The sequence below is a fragment of the uncultured Paracoccus sp. genome (assembly GCF_947496875.1).
GTDB lineage: Bacteria > Pseudomonadota > Alphaproteobacteria > Rhodobacterales > Rhodobacteraceae > Paracoccus.
Window position 1 is genome coordinate 95,748 of sequence record NZ_CANMEH010000009.1, and the last position, 15,501, is coordinate 111,248.

Annotated in this window: 15 protein-coding genes; 11 read left to right on the top strand and 4 right to left on the bottom strand. The window is 64.2% G+C overall.

Going from position 1 to position 15,501, the window contains the following annotated elements; all coding sequences use genetic code 11:
• The first annotated feature begins 93 nt into the window (after positions 1-93).
• Together Q0938_RS12340 and Q0938_RS12345 are read left to right on the top strand one after the other, a co-directional pair.
• Complete coding sequence (locus tag Q0938_RS12340; protein ID WP_299362706.1) at positions 94-2,106, top strand: site-specific integrase; 2,013 nt, start codon at positions 94-96, stop codon at positions 2,104-2,106.
• A 1-nt stretch (position 2,107) separates the two neighbouring features.
• Positions 2,108-3,466, top strand: a complete 1,359-nt coding sequence (locus Q0938_RS12345) for a hypothetical protein (RefSeq protein ID WP_299362708.1) — start codon at positions 2,108-2,110, stop codon at positions 3,464-3,466.
• A 189-nt stretch (positions 3,467-3,655) separates the two neighbouring features.
• On the opposite strand, the gene Q0938_RS12350 is transcribed toward Q0938_RS12345, so the two are convergent.
• Positions 3,656-4,657 (bottom strand): 2-hydroxyacid dehydrogenase, encoded by a 1,002-nt coding sequence (locus Q0938_RS12350; protein WP_299362711.1) that lies wholly within the window; start codon positions 4,655-4,657, stop codon positions 3,656-3,658.
• A 535-nt stretch (positions 4,658-5,192) separates the two neighbouring features.
• Between Q0938_RS12350 and Q0938_RS12355 the strand changes: the two genes are divergently transcribed.
• The 8 genes from Q0938_RS12355 to Q0938_RS12390 all read left to right on the top strand — a co-directional run bounded on the left by Q0938_RS12355 (position 5,193) and on the right by Q0938_RS12390 (position 10,326).
• Positions 5,193-5,498, top strand: a complete 306-nt coding sequence (locus Q0938_RS12355) for a hypothetical protein (RefSeq protein ID WP_299362714.1) — start codon at positions 5,193-5,195, stop codon at positions 5,496-5,498.
• A gap of 284 nt (positions 5,499-5,782) precedes the next feature.
• Positions 5,783-6,172, top strand: coding sequence for a hypothetical protein (locus Q0938_RS12360; RefSeq protein WP_299362716.1), 390 nt, complete (start codon positions 5,783-5,785; stop codon positions 6,170-6,172).
• On the top strand, positions 6,172-6,561 hold the full coding sequence (locus tag Q0938_RS12365; protein WP_299362717.1) for a hypothetical protein: 390 nt from the start codon (positions 6,172-6,174) through the stop codon (positions 6,559-6,561). The genes Q0938_RS12360 and Q0938_RS12365 overlap by 1 nt, the downstream gene beginning before the upstream one ends.
• A gap of 364 nt (positions 6,562-6,925) precedes the next feature.
• Positions 6,926-7,150 (top strand): hypothetical protein, encoded by a 225-nt coding sequence (locus tag Q0938_RS12370; RefSeq protein ID WP_299362719.1) that lies wholly within the window; start codon positions 6,926-6,928, stop codon positions 7,148-7,150.
• A gap of 62 nt (positions 7,151-7,212) precedes the next feature.
• The gene (locus Q0938_RS12375) at positions 7,213-7,629 is read left to right on the top strand and encodes a thermonuclease family protein (protein ID WP_299362721.1); all 417 of its coding nucleotides are present in this window, start codon (positions 7,213-7,215) and stop codon (positions 7,627-7,629) included.
• Positions 7,630-7,847: 218 nt separating this feature from the next.
• Complete coding sequence (locus Q0938_RS12380) at positions 7,848-8,819, top strand: phospholipase D family protein (RefSeq protein ID WP_299362722.1); 972 nt, start codon at positions 7,848-7,850, stop codon at positions 8,817-8,819.
• 175 nt (positions 8,820-8,994) lie between these two features.
• A complete protein-coding gene (locus Q0938_RS12385; protein WP_299362723.1) occupies positions 8,995-9,762 on the top strand; it encodes a hypothetical protein in 768 nt (255 codons plus the stop codon).
• A gap of 33 nt (positions 9,763-9,795) precedes the next feature.
• Positions 9,796-10,326: a lysozyme inhibitor LprI family protein gene (locus Q0938_RS12390; protein WP_299362724.1), complete on the top strand. Its 531-nt coding sequence runs from the start codon at positions 9,796-9,798 to the stop codon at positions 10,324-10,326.
• Positions 10,327-10,362: 36 nt separating this feature from the next.
• Here Q0938_RS12390 and Q0938_RS12395 read toward each other — a convergent pair whose 3' ends face one another.
• Positions 10,363-10,707 (bottom strand): hypothetical protein, encoded by a 345-nt coding sequence (locus tag Q0938_RS12395; RefSeq protein ID WP_299362726.1) that lies wholly within the window; start codon positions 10,705-10,707, stop codon positions 10,363-10,365.
• Positions 10,708-11,244: 537 nt separating this feature from the next.
• Here Q0938_RS12395 and Q0938_RS12400 point away from each other — a divergent pair.
• A complete protein-coding gene (locus Q0938_RS12400) occupies positions 11,245-12,942 on the top strand; it encodes an Ig-like domain-containing protein (RefSeq protein WP_299362729.1) in 1,698 nt (565 codons plus the stop codon).
• 180 nt (positions 12,943-13,122) lie between these two features.
• Here the strand turns inward: Q0938_RS12400 and Q0938_RS12405 are convergent, their stop codons facing one another.
• Both Q0938_RS12405 and Q0938_RS12410 read right to left on the bottom strand, forming a co-directional pair.
• On the bottom strand, positions 13,123-13,584 hold the full coding sequence (locus Q0938_RS12405) for a substrate binding domain-containing protein (protein ID WP_299362733.1): 462 nt from the start codon (positions 13,582-13,584) through the stop codon (positions 13,123-13,125).
• A gap of 511 nt (positions 13,585-14,095) precedes the next feature.
• On the bottom strand, positions 14,096-15,469 hold the full coding sequence (locus tag Q0938_RS12410; protein WP_299362735.1) for an aspartate aminotransferase family protein: 1,374 nt from the start codon (positions 15,467-15,469) through the stop codon (positions 14,096-14,098).
• Between the last annotated feature and the right edge of the window lie 32 nt (positions 15,470-15,501).

Below are 15,501 nucleotides of genomic sequence, written 5' to 3' on the forward strand. Positions count from 1 at the left end.
CATTTATCGGCGTTATGCTTGGGGGCGATCCCGCGAAACGCGGAAAAATCGCGACAGCCTGTGCGAAACGCCCCGCCGGGCACGATCTCCTGAATGGACCAGTTTGGGTCCACGGCCCGGGCTCTGCGCCCCGCCTTTCCTCGTGAAGGCGGCCCGCAGGCCCCGACCCTGGAGTTCGGCAATATGCATCAAGACAGATCACTGACCAGCGCCGCGTGCGCGATGTTCCCGGCCTTCCTGGCCTGGGCCAGGGAGACTGGCGAACAACGCGACACGGTCTACGAGATCGAGAAGGTCGCCGCACGGCTCGACCTGACGGACGAGGAACTCCATCTGATCCCGGCTGACCTCGGCTATTTCGAGAAGGTGATCGCGGTCTCGCCGTACGGCGCGGTGTCGCGGTCGAAGAACCTCGAGAAAGCCCGCAACCGCGGCAACTCCCGCATCCGCACCGCTCTCGGCCGGTTCCTCGCGGCGCACGGACATGAGACCCCGGACGCGGGCGTTCGCGCGAGCTACGACCGGGCGATCGGTTTGATCGCTGAGAACGAGGGCTTCGTCGAGCGCGGGGCGCTTTTCAGCACGGGCACCCACAAACCGTTCCTGCTTCTGCGCGCCCGCGCCCGGGCCAGTCTGCCGGATCTCGATCAGCAGGAATACGACCGGCTCTGGCACGACGCGACGCCGGATAGCCGCAAGTCGCTGCGGAAATTTGCCCAGCGGGTCGCCGAGCTGCGTCGCGCGCACAACCGCTGGCCCGAACTCGCCGAGCTGCTGCCGCGGCAGGACCTCGTCGTGCCGGTTGCCTCGGGTCGGGCCCGGCGCATCGAGTGGCAGTCGCTGCCGGCGCCGTTTCGCTCGGACGCCGAGGAGGTGTTCCGCCAGACATTGCGCCAGCCCGGCGACCTCAAGAAGTGGGCGAAGGAGCAGTTGAGCCTCGGCCGATCCGCCGTCGAAGTCGACACAGAGATTGCCGCACGCGCCGGAAAGAAGAAGCGCACGCCGAAGAACATCGATTCCGCGCTCGCCGGCTACCGGCAGGCTGTGACCTGGCTGCTGCGCGAGAGCTACTCGCCCGAGTCCGGGTTCCCGGGGCTCGAGACGCTCAGCGATCTGTTCACGACCGACGCGCTGGACGCAGCCTGTGCTGCGCATATCGCACGCAGCGAGGCATCGCTCACTCTGAAGAACGCCGACGAGAGTTCGACGCTCTGGTCGCGTTTCACGAACATCACGACGATTGCCCGGCACGGCCTGCGGGATCCCGAGATCCTCGCAAGGATCGGCCTCGTGCGCATGTTCTACTCGGACCACGTGCTGTCGCCCGTCGACATGACCGCGGATGCGGAGGCGATCTGCGACCGGCTGCGCAGGTCGCCGCATCTCGCGGCCACATTCGTGAACGCCCCCGCCCGGCTCAACGCGATCGCGACCAACGAGTTCGAGGCAGCAACGACCAGCTTCGCACTGGATCGCGCGCTGCGGCTCTCCGGCTGCGCAGCCGCCTACGCGGTGCAGGTCAGCCGGTCGCTGCGGCCGGCCAACCTGTTCATGACCCGCCGCGAGGGCGTGAATGGATGCCGGCGTAACCTCACCTGGATCGTCGATCGGGAGCATGCCGAGATCCGCTTTGTCGGCGGAGAGGTGAAGAACGGACAGACCGTGATCGTCAATGTGCACGGCGAGGACGCCCGCGTTCTATGGGAGTGGGACCGGGTTCACCGGCCGGAACTCATGAAGATCCGCGGGATCGACTCATCGCCGTACCTCTTCCCTGGGACCGCCGCTCCGCGGCTGCGCAAGTCGGTACTCAACCTTCCCCACGGCTGCATGTCCGTCGCGTCGATCATGGAGCTCTGGGATCTTGGTGACCGGCAGCTCGGTCTCGGGATCACGCCACATCAGTGCCGGCATGCTCTCGCGACGCTGATGCTCGCGGTCAGACCGGGCGATTTCGCAAGCGTCGCGTCGGTGCTGGCCAACACCGAACAGGTCGCGAGACGGCACTACGGGAAAGACAGCGGCGAAGCCGCGGCTGTGGCCGTTCGCGAGTCCTTGCTGGCGCACCACCCCGACGTCTTTGCGCGCATGAAAAGGAGAACATGACATGAAGTCCGACCTCAACGTTATTCTGAAGGACGCACCGGCGGCCATCCGGCGGGCGATGATCGAGGACGCGGCCAATCTCCCGCCGGGCGCGGCGCTGGTGATGGCGCGTTTCTGGTCGGCCGTCCGTGCAGGCAACGGCAATCTCTCCATGCCTGACGCGGAGGCCTACCGAGCTGCCGCCGCTTCGGAATCCACGTTTCGATGTCTGCTGCGTGCTCTCTCGCGATACGCCCCGCAGGTGTGCACCGCGCCGGCGAGGGCCGTCAGCAACGAATGGTATGCCCAGCGGTGCAAACCGGTCGCAAAGCGGACACCGGGGGCGGAGAAGCCCGAGGGATCGACGTGGCCCGATGCCTGGCGACGGATGAAGCCGGGACTCGATGCGGCCCCTGTCAAGTGCAGAACCCGCCAGCGCTATGTCGCAAGCATCGACCGCTGCGCGACCGTTGTCGCGGAGGGCCTCGCATCTGAGCTGCACGGGTTTCTGGCCGCGTGCGAGCTCTCAGAGGCGTTCCTGTTCCATCCCGACAAGACTCGACGCGTGAAGCCCGTCACGGCGGCGAACTACATCGAGGGGCTGATTGCCTTGGGCGCAAGGGGCGGAGTCGCGGAGGAAAGCCTGACCGCCATGCGGGTTATCCAACGCGACCTTCGGGAGCAGGCCACGTTGGCGGAGAAGAACAAGCATGAAAGGCTGTCCGGATTGATGGAGCGCGGAGGTTATGGGCACGTTGCCGACCGGATCGGAGAACTCCGGGCACGCGCCCATAGGCTGCCGGCGCACAGTGCGGCCCGCCGCCGATACATGCAGCAGGCCGTCGTCTGCGCCATCATTATCAACAAGCCGCCGCGAAGGGGCGATCTCGTGGCGTGGCGAATCGGCGAGCAACTTGTCCGTGAAATCGACGGCACCTGGCGCGCAGAATGGGAGCAGGAGAAGACGGGGGCCGTTACGGAAACAGGCGCGATCTGGCCCGAAATCTGCGAAATCCTCGATGAGTGGATTCTCGAGGGGCGTCCCGACCGGCTGATCCATGTTCGCTACCAGGAACTGGTCGGGTCCAACTGGCTGACGCTCGACCAGAGCGAGCCGTATCGAAACCTGCCGAGCGAACTGACGAGGTCGGCGATCGGTGTGCCGTCCCACGACCTGCGGACCCTCGCCGCGGACTATATGCGACGTCATGATCCTTCTCACGCCGCGGATGTCATCGCTACGCATCTTGGACATCGCACCCGAAAGGCCGGCGAGGCCTATCGCGCCGACTGCGAAGGGGCGGCGGCGCAGGCGATCTGGCAAGCGGCGCGGGCCACCATTGCGGCGCAGTCGGCAGCAGCAACCGGCAAGCGCGCGTAGCGGGGCCTCGTGGCAACGCACAGCGTCAGCATTCTCGGTGGCTGACATCCCAGAGGACGTGGGGAAAGCGATGGGCCTGATCGCTCACAGCCCCCCTGCGGAAGCGTTTCGCAGGACCTTGGGCAAGGGGCTCCAGGATCACCCGCCGGCGACGGCAGGCGGCGCTGCGGCAAGAAGCGCGGCCATTGATCAGGCGTCCGGCGCGGACCGCACGGGGTGAAGCGGCGTACCATCGCGCTCAAATGTCGAGATGTTGGCGATGGTTGTTTCGGCGATGGCGGTCAGGGCCTCCTCGGTGAAGAAGCCCTGGTGCCCGGTGATCAGCACGTTCGGAAAGGTCAGGAGGCGCGCGAATACGTCATCGGGGATGCCACTGCCGGAAAGATCCTGGAAGAAGAGGTCGGCTTCCTCTTCGTAGACGTCCAGCCCAACGCTGCCGATCGCACCGCTCTTCAGACCATCGATCAGTGCCCTGGTATCGACCACCGCGCCGCGGCTGGTGTTGATCAGCATGACCCCGCGCTTCATCCTTGCCACGGCGGTCGCATTGATCAGGTGACGCGTCGCAGGGGTCAGCGGGCATTGCAGCGTGATGACGTCGCTCGAGGCGAACAACTCGTCGAGAGAAACATAGCGGGCCCCCATTGCGCCGCAGGCCGGGTTCTCGTTCGGATCGTGTGCAAGCACATGGCAGCCGAAGCCCGTCAGGATGCGGACCACGACCTCGCCGATCTGGCCAGTCCCGACGACACCCACGGTTTTTCCATGCAGGTCAAAGCCGAGAAGGCCGTCCAGCGCGAAGTTGCCCTCGCGCACGCGGTTGTAAGCGCGGTGGGTCTTGCGGTTCAGCGTCAGGATCAGGGCAAGCGTGTGCTCGGCTACCGCGTGCGGGGAATAGGCCGGCACCCGCGCCACGCAGATGCCGGCGGCCTCGGCCGCAAGCAGATCGACGTGGTTGAACCCCGCCGAGCGCAGCGCGATCAGCTTTACCCCCGCATCCGACAGGACCGAGATCACCTTTTCTCCGAGGTCGTCGTTCACGAAGGCGCAAACGGCGTTGGACCCGGCCGCAAGCAACGCCGTCTCGGGCGTGAGGCGGGCGCCGAAGAACATGAGGTCATGGGCGCCGGCACTTGCCTGTTCAAGGAACTTCGCATCGTAGGGCTGGGTGCTGAAGACTGCGATCCGCATTCGAGGCGCTCCTGCAGGCCGGCCTGGTGGATGCATGGCGCTCGCGACTACGCGCAAAGCACCCTCGAAGGCTACACCCCCGCCCATTCGCATCGCAAGCGAACCGGCTCGTGTGCTGCCCGTTGAGCCGAGGAGATCGGTCGATGCGGTTTGCGGCGGAAAAGCGCGGATGAAGGGATTTTGGGTGAGCCGCGAGATTCCTCTTTTGGGCGAGGTAGCGACCCGGTTTCCGCGAGGGAGGTGAGAGGGAGATGTTGATGCGGCGTCTCCCGCCTGCTGTCCGTTCCACCTCCTCGGGGCGAGAGGCGGATCGGACAACAGCCGCGAGGCGCCGATGTGAGGAAGGACAGCTCGGGAGCGACTTGACCCGGCCCGAGTGCCGGAAACTTAGGAGAACGATCATGTTCGACAGATTCGCTCCAGCTTCGCAGAACTCGCAACCGATGCCACAGCGCCCTTGCGGGCGCTCGTTGCGCAGCGCGACTATGCACTGATCAATTTCGCCTCGTTGCTGGCGGGGCCACGCGGGGCGCGCTTGGCCGCCGCGATCGCCGATGAGGTCCCGCGAGCCCCCGTGATCACGCGGCGCCAGCATCGCCTTTTGCTGGAGCTTCTCGACATCCTGTCGCTCGAGCATGTCGACAATCCCGATCGCGACGAGTGTCACCACTTCGCGCGCATCGATCCCGCCGACCCGGTCGTCGAGGAGATATGTCTGCCGACCGATGAGCTGCACGAGGCTCGCCGACCCGGCACGGCCAGAAACGTCCACGAGCTCGGGTCCCGTCGCGCCCGGTTCAGAACCGCCCCACGGCACCGAATGGCGGACATCACCTCCTGATCCGAATGCGTGCACGGGCATCGAAGAGCCGTTGCCCGGCTGAACCCGGGAGCAGTCCCTCGTCGTGGATCTGTCGGAGTCGCGCTCTTTCATGAGAGCGCGATCCGTCCGACCCCGACGGTGACCTGACAAGGACAAGGGAGGAATACGCCCTCTGGCGACGCGAGCCGGAAGGACCGGTCGAGATCCATGCCGGCCAGGGCAGAAGAAGAAAATCGACCCACACGAGAGCGTCTTGACGCGGTCCATCCCGGGCCGCGCATCCCCAGAAAAGGAAACGGCGGATGCACCACCCTGCTCTCATTAGAAGACACATTGCCGCGGCTCGCCGCGTCGACGAGTTCATCACCTGGCTCGCTGGCTCCGGCGACGAGCTCGTGGATGCGGCCCTGCTGCTGGGCGGCTCGACGTGGGGCCGCGTGGCGGCCAACGTCGTCGCCCGGGCAAGCCAGGGCCACGACCCGTCCGACCTGCTGCCGCAGCTGCGCCGGCTTCGTCGCCTGCTTCAGCTCGAACTCGCCGCGGATCTCGCCAGCGAAGAAGCCGAGCGGTTCATGGCGCTCGATCCGGATGATCCCCGGGCCGACAGCGCCCGGATCTGTGCGGAGGCACTCGATCACGGCATCCGCGCGCTCGAGCTCGTGCGCCCTGTTCTCGGGAGGGAGGCGGCATGATGAGCGATCACCTCGACCGAAAAGGGCGCCATCTCGCGCATGCGCGCGCTCATGCCCTCGATGCCGCGCGTCTGCTTCGGCTGCTGGCCTTCCAGTCCCACCCCCGGGCCCCGGTCTTCATGCCCGGCATCTCGACCTACGCCGATATGCTCGACCCCGACGCGCCGGATGAGCGGCGCCTCGCAGCCTGCCACCGCTACCTCGAGCCGGTGCAGCGAGCGGCCACGCGAGAGCAGCTCAGCATCCACGCGGAGCGGCCATCCGAGTTCCGCAACCCTTACGGACTCGAACTCCAGACGACACAGCGCGGCTACCTCCTGGAGCTGTGCCACCGTCATCTCGGCAAGGCTGTCCTCGCGTTCCTGGCCGCGGGCGTGGATCTGCGGTAGCCAGGCCCGAGTGTGAACGATCTGGCGGCCCTTCTGCGGGGCCGCCAACGCTGTCACTGCTATGACCACCTCCGGCCACCAAGGACGTCACGTGGATCCGAGCCGGTGGAGGGGTCCGAAGCCGTGCGGATGAAGCTGCGTGTGGTTCGCCGATCTGCTGCGCACGGGCATCAAGTTGACACCTACCCCCCGGCAACAGTGCCGCGGGTTCCTGGACCAGCAACGCGAGGCCTGTCGATTTACCACGACAGCGGGTTGAGTTTGCCTCCTGCCGCTCGACGCGTTCATGATGTGTACTCCGATGAGTGGAGTCGTTCCTGTGTTTTCTCGTGTCTTGTCCGCTCTGCGGGCGCGTCGGACAGCCATGCTCGAAGCAGAAGCACTGGTCATCAGCTACGGCCCACATAGCGTGGCGCTCGCACGTGAGTTGGCGTCCGATCCACGGGCACCGGGCGGACGGCGGGCGCATTATGGTCGCGTGGCGCGGATCGCAAGGCGCCGCCACGAATTCCTGACCAGTCTGGACACCGGCACGAAGTACGACGTCGTCAACCAATGGCGCAGCCGACGTGGGGCGATGAACCTGTGATGCCGCGGCGACCCCGAGCTCGCCACCGGCGGCGCAGGCTCCTGCCCAGAGCATCAACGCCCGTGCTGATTGCTGTCCTCGCCGCCTGCGTCGGGTATTCCAATCTCCCGCGTTCCCCCGACAGGCATGTGGTTACCAGTCAGGAAACGGTCAGCCGATCCGGCACGCTGGGCGGTCGGGTCACCCGCGTAGTCGACGGCGATACATTCCGGATTGATACGATCGGCACACCGATCCGCGTCTGGGGCCTCGATGCTCCCGAAGTGGACCAGCGGGGCGGCTCACAGGCGACGGCCGCCCTCAGCCGGATGATTGCGGGTCGGAACCTCAGCTGCCGGCAGCATGACATCGACCAGTACGGGCGAGTTGTCGGACAATGCTTCCTGCCAGACGGGCGCGACATTACGGCGGCTATGATCGCAAGCGGGACAGCCAACGAGTACTGCCGATACTCCCGCGATCACTACGGCACCTGCTGACGCCCCCACCGAGCGGGTCGGCCTTGGCATGGTGCAGCACTTACAGCCCGGAGTGGATCCAGGAGAGCGAGACATGGATGTGCAGAGGGCGGAAGTCGCCGCACTCCGGTGATAACCGGGCCTACGAGCGAAGACGCACCCCCACGCTGCCTCAAGGGTGTTCAAATCGAAAAGCTGAGATCATACCTGCGATAAGTTCAAGACCGGGGCTGGCCACAATGATCGAAATCCTGACAGGAACCGCTATTCAACGAGTAGCTCGAGAAATATGCAAGACTGAAGACTGCATAATCGCCGTCTCTTACTGGAGCGGTGGTGCTGCCACAGCTCTCGGGCTCCACGGCAATCGTGGCGCCCGAGTGGTGTTAGATGTCTACGGCGGCGGCACCAGCCCGAGAGATCTCCAGCTGCTGATAAAAAAACTCGGTGAGCGAGTCAAAGTTCACTGTGATCTACACACCAAAGTATATGCAACCAAGCACCAGGCCTTGGTAGGATCTGCCAACGGCACGCGACCGGGCTTGCAGCTTCAACCTTCCCCCAGAGTCGAAGCCGTCGTTCACTTGATGGACCAAGATGCCTGTGCCGCTTATGAACTTGCGAGAAAGATATTCGAAGAAGCGATGCCCGCAACCGACGAACATGTAAGAATTTGTAGGGAGCGTTTTGGCAGAAAGACACTCAGCCACTCGGAAGCGGGCGAGATCGAGCGTCTCGATTTCGTTGCAGCTTTACTTAATCAGCCTGATATATATTCCCATATTCCGGTGATTGCCACCAACAAGGAGGTTGATCAGAGGCGACGAGACCAGGCATGGGGGCAGCATCAAGCTGAAATTGACCCAGCTAACAGCTCGGCGCAATTTGATTCCGACCGATGGGACAGCTTTGAGTGGGGTCTGCACGATAAGTACCTCGATCAGATATGTCTTGCTGTCCATAAAGCCGAAGACTCATCGGTATGGGCTGGATTGGTCCGGCCGACATCTAAGATTGGAGAAGGTTGGACGTTTGCCCGATGGGTCGCATGGAGCGAAATTCCGGGATTCAATTTTCGTGGATCTGGCGCACGGAAGATCCGGTCTGAAGTGGGCGGGGAAAAGCTTAGCAGGGCGATAGATAGGCTACGGGACGACGACCCGGAGTATATATGTGGTTTGGATCTTATCGAGGCTCTGGAGCGGACATGATGCATTTTCCGCTATTCCCACCTTAGATCTTCCGAAGCGATCTGGGTGGTAACGGACGCAGATCAGGCGATCTATGGGTCGGTTTGACCGCAAACTGGCTGTCCGAAAAATCGCTGCCGGGTTGCGCGACTGTCACTCAAGCATGGGATTGGCGACTTGATCAAGGTGGAGACGCATGGACACGAAGAAAGACGAATTCGCCGCAACCCTCTTCTCCGAATGGCTGCCGTCTTTCTGCGAGCCGCGCGAGGGCGCGGAGCCGGAAGGCTTCGTCAGGAAAAACCTCGACGCCCTGAGCGAATTCGATGCGCACTGGTTCGTGCGGGCGTTTAAGGCGGGATATGTGCATGAGGCAGGCGGTTTCTTCACTTCGGATATGGCCAAGGCAAAAGAGCAGATCCTGTGGGTAGACAGCTGGATCGAAAGACCAAGGAAAATTCACCTCTGGCTCGAACCGGTCATCACGGTCGGCGCCCTCGCCCGGATGATCGACATGCATCACTGGCCGCAATCGCAGGTCGGCCTCCAATCGAAGGCGCCCTGGCCGTTCGACCTCATGGGATATGATGCCGATCGGGATACGGAACTGGTTGCGGGCGAGGTCAAGAAGTCGAAACGGGAAGCAGACAGGCTTATCGCCGAGATGACCGGGTTCGGTGCGATCCCTCCACTGGAGCAGGAACCCACGAACAAGGATGTCAGGAACGCCTACAAGAAGGTGGTCGGCATTCGCAAAACGTGGCCGCGGCTGTTCTGGGCCGTCGGGCCGGACGGATACGAGAACCTGTTCGAGGTGGTCCGCGCGGACGACCCATGGGGCTTCTCCCTCGATCCCGTGTCGCCGGAGCGGCTCCGGTTTCCCGTTCCGCCTCGATCGCCCCTGCGACCGAGGGCGCCCCGGTCCGAGGGACAGTCCGGCACGGATGGCCGGCACCCCGATTGATGACGCCGGTTCAGGCCTTCGATGGAGATCTCCATGACGATCCGCAAAGCCCTCGCCCGTTCTGTTGCTCTCGCCGGCATCGTCCTTGCCGGATCGACCGCCCTGCCCGGCCCCGCATCCGCGCAGATCTACATGACGCCCGACGATCATCTCGCGATCGAGCGGCGTCTCGGCAGGGACCTTGCGCGCTGCATCGATGACGGGCGCGGAAGCTACGAGGGGGTCCTGGCTTGCGGCCGGTCGGTTGCCGACACCTGCTACGCGATGTCGCCGCACGGCGAAACCACCGCCGGGTTCGCGATCTGTGGCCAGATCACGGCAGGCCTGCTCGACGCGGAAATGAACCGCGTCTGGTCCGCCATCAAGGCAGAGTTTCCGCCGGACGCATTCGCACGGAGGCTGGAGGAGCAGCGGGCCTGGCTGAAGTTCCGCGAGAGCGAGTTCTGGGCCGCCCGTGAGCGGTACAGGGGCGGCAGCATGAGCCAGTATAGCGGATGGGTCGAATACAACAGCTTGTCCGTCGATCGCCTCGCCCGGCTGCACGAGATCGCCGGCGATCGCTGACCTCTCGATCCGCATCGGGTCGGATCTGCGGCCTGATCAGTAGCGGAAACTCGGGGTCGATGATCCGGCGCCGAGCTCCATCTCGATGCAGCCCTGCAGGATGGAATAGGAGCCGCCGGTCACCCGTGCCACCTCGTCGCAGTAGCGTCGCGCCTGCGCGGGCAACCCGCTCCAGTCGCCCCGGAGATGGTCGTAGGCCGTCTGTTCCATGTCGATACAGCTATTGTAGATCATCCGCGATCCGCCACTCACGTCCGAGACCTGGGTGCAGTAGTCCTCGACCTGGTAGCGCGGCAGGTCGGCGGCCAAGGCAGGCGCCGCGCACAGAGTTGCCGCCGCGGCGAACAGCACCCCGGGCCACCGTTCCGATACTCGTCGCATCTGCCGTCCTTTCCGAACCCGTGCCGGCTGATCCTGCCAAAGGCGGCAGGCTCGGGCAATCTTCGTGACCGGATCCGGTTTCTCCTGGCAGCAGTTGCGGCGAGGCGTATCCCTCTGCGCCTCCGGATGGCGGGATCGCGAGTTCGCGCAATGCGGGTGTATTCAGTTTCATTAATTCCCCTGAAAAGGGAGTTAGGCTTTCCTTAATCTTTTTTGATGACAGGCGGATTTCCGCCGGATAATCTCGGGCTACTTCAGTGCGTTGCGTAACGAGTACCCCGGAAGCGTTTTTCCCACCGGCGGGCTCCCTTCCTGAGGATGTCCGCCGGTGCAGGTCGCTTTTCCTGACACGAGATCGACCGCGAAGGGCCGGGCCAGCATCGGCCGGGCTGCCCCTCCATCGTTCCAGCCACCCCTGAAGCCCTCCGGCCTTGCCGCCCTGCCGGCCTCTCCGCCGCGTCCTGCCGGACGTGACGGCCGCCAGCGGCAAGCCATTCATCCCGTGCCCGCACCGGGCGGCAAGCGAAGGACATCGAGATGGCGAAGGACATGAAGGACAAGGCGCCGAAGGGCCTGGCCAAGGGGAAGCAGGCCGCACTGCCGCAGGCTGTCGACGATGCGGTGATGGTGTCGGAGGATGCGACCGCAGCTGCCGCCAAACGGATCTCCGTCGCCGATCTCCTCGGCAATGACAAAGGCGGCAAGGCGATATCGCTCGCCGGCGTCGAGGGATCGGGTGCCGGCACGATCGCGATCAGCGCGGACGGAACCGAGATCGTCTACGACGCCAATGGCGCCTTCGATCATCTCGCCGAGGGAGAAACGGCCACCGACAGTTTTGACTACACGATCCAGTTGGCGAACGGCGCGCTGAGCACGGCGACGGTGACCGTCACGATCACCGGAGCTGCGGAGGCTCCCGACGGGCCCTCGATCGTCAACATCACTAACGGCGGAGCCGGGGAGAACTACCATCGCAGTCTCTCACAGGATGGGTCGAAGCTGATCTTCCAGAGGGTCAGCGATCCCGACGTCTCTGCGTGGCTGCAGGATACCTTCATCTACGATCTGGAGACTGGCCAGACGACAGAGGTTCCCGCCCTCGCGAATGCCTGGGCCACCGATTACGTGATCTCGCCCGACGGATCGACAGTGGCCTTCGAGAGCTGGGACAACCTTCTGGAGCTGGAGAACTTCCACTACGACGTGTCGTACATGTACCTGTATGACGTCGAAACCGGCGCGATGCGGACAATCACCGAGGGCAGCGTGCGGGTGAGCTGGGGCCCGATGTTCTCTGCTGACGGCTCGACGCTGGTCTTCAACAGCCACTCCGACAATCTCAATGGCATCGACGAGAACGGCTACATCTGGGACGAAAACGGTCAGCGGCCGGATGTCATCGTCCACGACTTGGAATCCGGCAGGAACTTCAACATCACCGATGATGGCGACTGGGACTACTATCACTTCGCGCTCGACGTCTCGAGCGACGGATCCATGGTGACCTATCATAACCAGACGGACCCGTATCCAGACTCTGATCCTTTCATCATGGAGAATGATCTCCTCCTCCACGACCGGACCACCGGAGAGTCCATCAAGATCGCCGATGGCACCTTCAATACCATAGACGGCGGCGGGGTCTTTGTCTCCTCGGCGGGCTTCATCGACAACGACTCCAAGCTGGTCTTCACCCGCAGTGAGGATTACGGCACGGGCGCGGACGTCCTGATCTACGACCTGGAAACCGGCGCGACCACGACCGTCGGTCAGGGAGCCCGAAATGTCTCTGCTCAAGCTTCGACGATCCTCTACACGACCGCCGGTGCCACGGTCGTCGACAACCAGCCCGATACATACGGCAGGTCCGGCGATGTCGTCGCCTACGACATCGAGACCGGGATCACCACCAGCCTCACCGAGGGTTCCAACGGCGGAATCGCCGGGCTGCAGCTCTCTGCTGACGGGTCGAAGGTCATCTTCTCGAGCAATGCCACAAACCTCATCGACGGCGAGGTCGATCTCAACGGCGACATCGCCGATGTCTTCATCTTCGACATGAACAGCGGCGCGATGGCCAACATCACCAACGGCGGAAATGGCGACAGCTACGTCGGCGACATCAGCGCGGACGGATCAAGGGCGATTTTCACGAGCCATGCCACCAACCTGGTGGAGGGCGTGATCGACACCAACGGCAACCAGCTGGATGTCTTCGTCTTCGAGATCTGACAGGGTCGAAAGGGTGCGGCCGGCCCGTCCGTGCCGCGCCCCCTGGCCTCTGGCCTCTGGCCTCTGGCCGGACTCTCCGGCTGCCGTCCGGATGTCCACGCGAGTCCGGCGCCGCGCCGAGCCTTTCCGGCACTTGCCCGATTGGTGACCCCGGCAGGATTTGAACCTGCAAGCTGCCCCTTAGGAGGGCAGATAGTAGAGCGTCAGCCAGACCTCGGGTTTGGTCCAGTCGGGCAGGACCTCGGCCAGGCGGCCCGCGGCCAGATCGTCCGCGACGATGAAACGGGGCAGCAGGGCAATGCCCTCGCCGTTCAGGGCCAGCCGGGCCAGCACGTCGCCATTGTTGGCGCTGAACCGGCCGGTCGCGCGGTGGCTGCGGCGGGACGCGCCCTTCGACAGGTCCCAGACCTCGTCGCGCGCATCCGAGCGGTAGCCGAGACAGTCATGCGCGGCCAGGTCGCCCGGGTCGTCGGGCACGCCCCGCGCGGTCAGGTAGCCCGGCGCGGCGACCAGCACCCGGGCGACCGCACGCGGCGAGGCCGCGGTCGACGCACTCCCCCTGACGCTTCTGGAAAACGCCGTTACCGGCACCGCGGCCATGCCTCCAATTGGCGGGCGCGAGGACTGCACCACCAAAGACATCAAGGCCGCCATTCGCCTCTTGGCCGCCACGGTACTGTCGGCGGCGTGAAGAACCTATTATTGGGACCGCAACGGGCTATCGTTCATCAACTCGTCGCGGCTACGGTGCGAACCGATGTGCCTGACATGAACGGACATCCGCTACGGACCGTGACGCGAGACCTGCTCGGCACTGCACCTCTAACGCAGATCGTCGGCAGGTACCGAGTGGCCCGCACGCCTTGGGTCAGCGCTTGGTTCCGCTTAGATGACATTGTGCTACAAAACTGCTACAAACTCGCTGAGCCGCCTGCAACTTCTCGATTTCAGATGATTTTTCGAACGTCGGTCCGATCCATCATGGGTGCGACGGACAGGCGCGAGGCATTACGGTCTGAGCTGGCTGTTACCATGATACTGCTGAGTTCCGCCGAGAGCGCGCTTTGAACGGCATCCTCCGACTTTTGCCGGATGTTGCGAGCGAGGTTGCTACAGCTTCGTATCGAAAATGGGAACCCAGGCCAGCACCAGATTACCCCAGTACCGACGTGATCGCCCGGGCCGCCGCGCCGACCACCTGATCGGCCTCCTCTCGCGACAGGCACAGCGGGGGCGCGAACCCCAGGATGTCGCCTTGCGGCATGGCCCGGGCGATGACCTTCTCATCCGCCAGCATCGCGGCGACAATCTGCGGGACGAGCTTGCGGCCTGGGTCGAACGGGCGGCGTGTCGCGCGGTCGTCGACGAACTCGACCGCGCAGAGCATCCCCTCACCCCGCACCTCTCCCACGTTGGGGTGTGCCTCCAGCGCCTCGCGCATTGCGCCCAGCAGGTAGCCGCCCACCTCACCGGCGTTGCCGACGAGTCCAAGCTGGTCGATGAGCTCGAGATTTGCGATGCCTGCCGCGGCACTGATCGGATGGGCGGAATAGGTCCAGCCGTGTCCGATCACCCCCATCGCATCGGTGCCGTTTTCCAGCACCTTCCAGACCCGGTCGGACACGATCGAGCCGGACAGCGGGGCGTAAGCCGAGGTCAGGCCCTTGGCGATCGTGATGATGTCGGGCTCGATCCCGTAATGGTCCGACCCGAACATCGAACCCAGGCGGCCGAACCCGGTGACGACCTCGTCCGCGATCAGGAGGATGTCGTGCCGGCGCAGCACCTTCTGCATCCTTTCCCAGTAGCCCTTCGGCGGCGGGACGATGCCTCCGGTGCCAAGCACCGGCTCGCCGATAAACGCCGCGATCGTGTCGGCCCCCTCACGCTCGATCAGCTTTTCGAGTTCGGCCACGCAATGATCGGTGAACTCGACCTCCGTCATCTCTGTCCGCGGCCGTCGGTAGTAGTAGGGCGCTTCCGTGTGGATCACCTGCGCGAGCGGCAGGTCGAAGGCCTTGTGGAACAGTTCGAGCCCGGTGAGCGAGCCCGTCATCAGCCCCGAACCGTGATAGCCGCGCCAGCGCGAAATGATCTTCTTCTTCTCCGGCCGGCCGAGAACATTGCTGTAGTACCAGACGAGCTTCACATTCGTCTCGTTGGCGTCCGACCCGCTCAGGCCGAAATAGACCTTGGACATGTTCGCGGGCGCGCGGTCGAGGATCATCTTGGCAAGCGTGATCGACGCCTCGGTCCCGTGACCCATATAGGCGTGGTAATAGGCGAGTTCCCGTGCCTGCGCGGCAATCGCCTCCGCGATCTCCGGCCGCCCGTAGCCGACGTTCACGCAATAGAGCCCCGCAAAGGCGTCGAGAAGGCGGGTGCCGTCGCGGTCCTCGATGAAGACGCCTTCGCCGGTTGTGATGATCCGGCTCGGCGTCTCGCCGCGCGCATGATGGGCCAAGTGCGTCGACGGATGAAAGAAGTTCTCGCGATCCCAGAGCGCCAGTTGGTCGTTCGTCAGCATCGACTTTCTCCTCTCATGGCTAGGCGTGGTCA

What these genes read in the sequence shown, in the direction of transcription:
- Q0938_RS12340 (WP_299362706.1), top strand. Translation starts at nt 94, where the DNA reads ATGGACCAGTTTGGGTCCACGGCCCGGGCTCTGCGCCCCGCCTTTCCT.
- Q0938_RS12345 (WP_299362708.1), top strand. Translation starts at nt 2,108, where the DNA reads ATGAAGTCCGACCTCAACGTTATTCTGAAGGACGCACCGGCGGCCATC.
- Q0938_RS12350 (WP_299362711.1), bottom strand. Translation starts at nt 4,657, where the DNA reads ATGCGGATCGCAGTCTTCAGCACCCAGCCCTACGATGCGAAGTTCCTT.
- Q0938_RS12360 (WP_299362716.1), top strand. Translation starts at nt 5,783, where the DNA reads ATGCACCACCCTGCTCTCATTAGAAGACACATTGCCGCGGCTCGCCGC.
- Q0938_RS12365 (WP_299362717.1), top strand. Translation starts at nt 6,172, where the DNA reads ATGAGCGATCACCTCGACCGAAAAGGGCGCCATCTCGCGCATGCGCGC.
- Q0938_RS12370 (WP_299362719.1), top strand. Translation starts at nt 6,926, where the DNA reads ATGCTCGAAGCAGAAGCACTGGTCATCAGCTACGGCCCACATAGCGTG.
- Q0938_RS12380 (WP_299362722.1), top strand. Translation starts at nt 7,848, where the DNA reads ATGATCGAAATCCTGACAGGAACCGCTATTCAACGAGTAGCTCGAGAA.
- Q0938_RS12385 (WP_299362723.1), top strand. Translation starts at nt 8,995, where the DNA reads ATGGACACGAAGAAAGACGAATTCGCCGCAACCCTCTTCTCCGAATGG.
- Q0938_RS12390 (WP_299362724.1), top strand. Translation starts at nt 9,796, where the DNA reads ATGACGATCCGCAAAGCCCTCGCCCGTTCTGTTGCTCTCGCCGGCATC.
- Q0938_RS12395 (WP_299362726.1), bottom strand. Translation starts at nt 10,707, where the DNA reads ATGCGACGAGTATCGGAACGGTGGCCCGGGGTGCTGTTCGCCGCGGCG.
- Q0938_RS12400 (WP_299362729.1), top strand. Translation starts at nt 11,245, where the DNA reads ATGGCGAAGGACATGAAGGACAAGGCGCCGAAGGGCCTGGCCAAGGGG.
- Q0938_RS12405 (WP_299362733.1), bottom strand. Translation starts at nt 13,584, where the DNA reads ATGTCTTTGGTGGTGCAGTCCTCGCGCCCGCCAATTGGAGGCATGGCC.
- Q0938_RS12410 (WP_299362735.1), bottom strand. Translation starts at nt 15,469, where the DNA reads ATGCTGACGAACGACCAACTGGCGCTCTGGGATCGCGAGAACTTCTTT.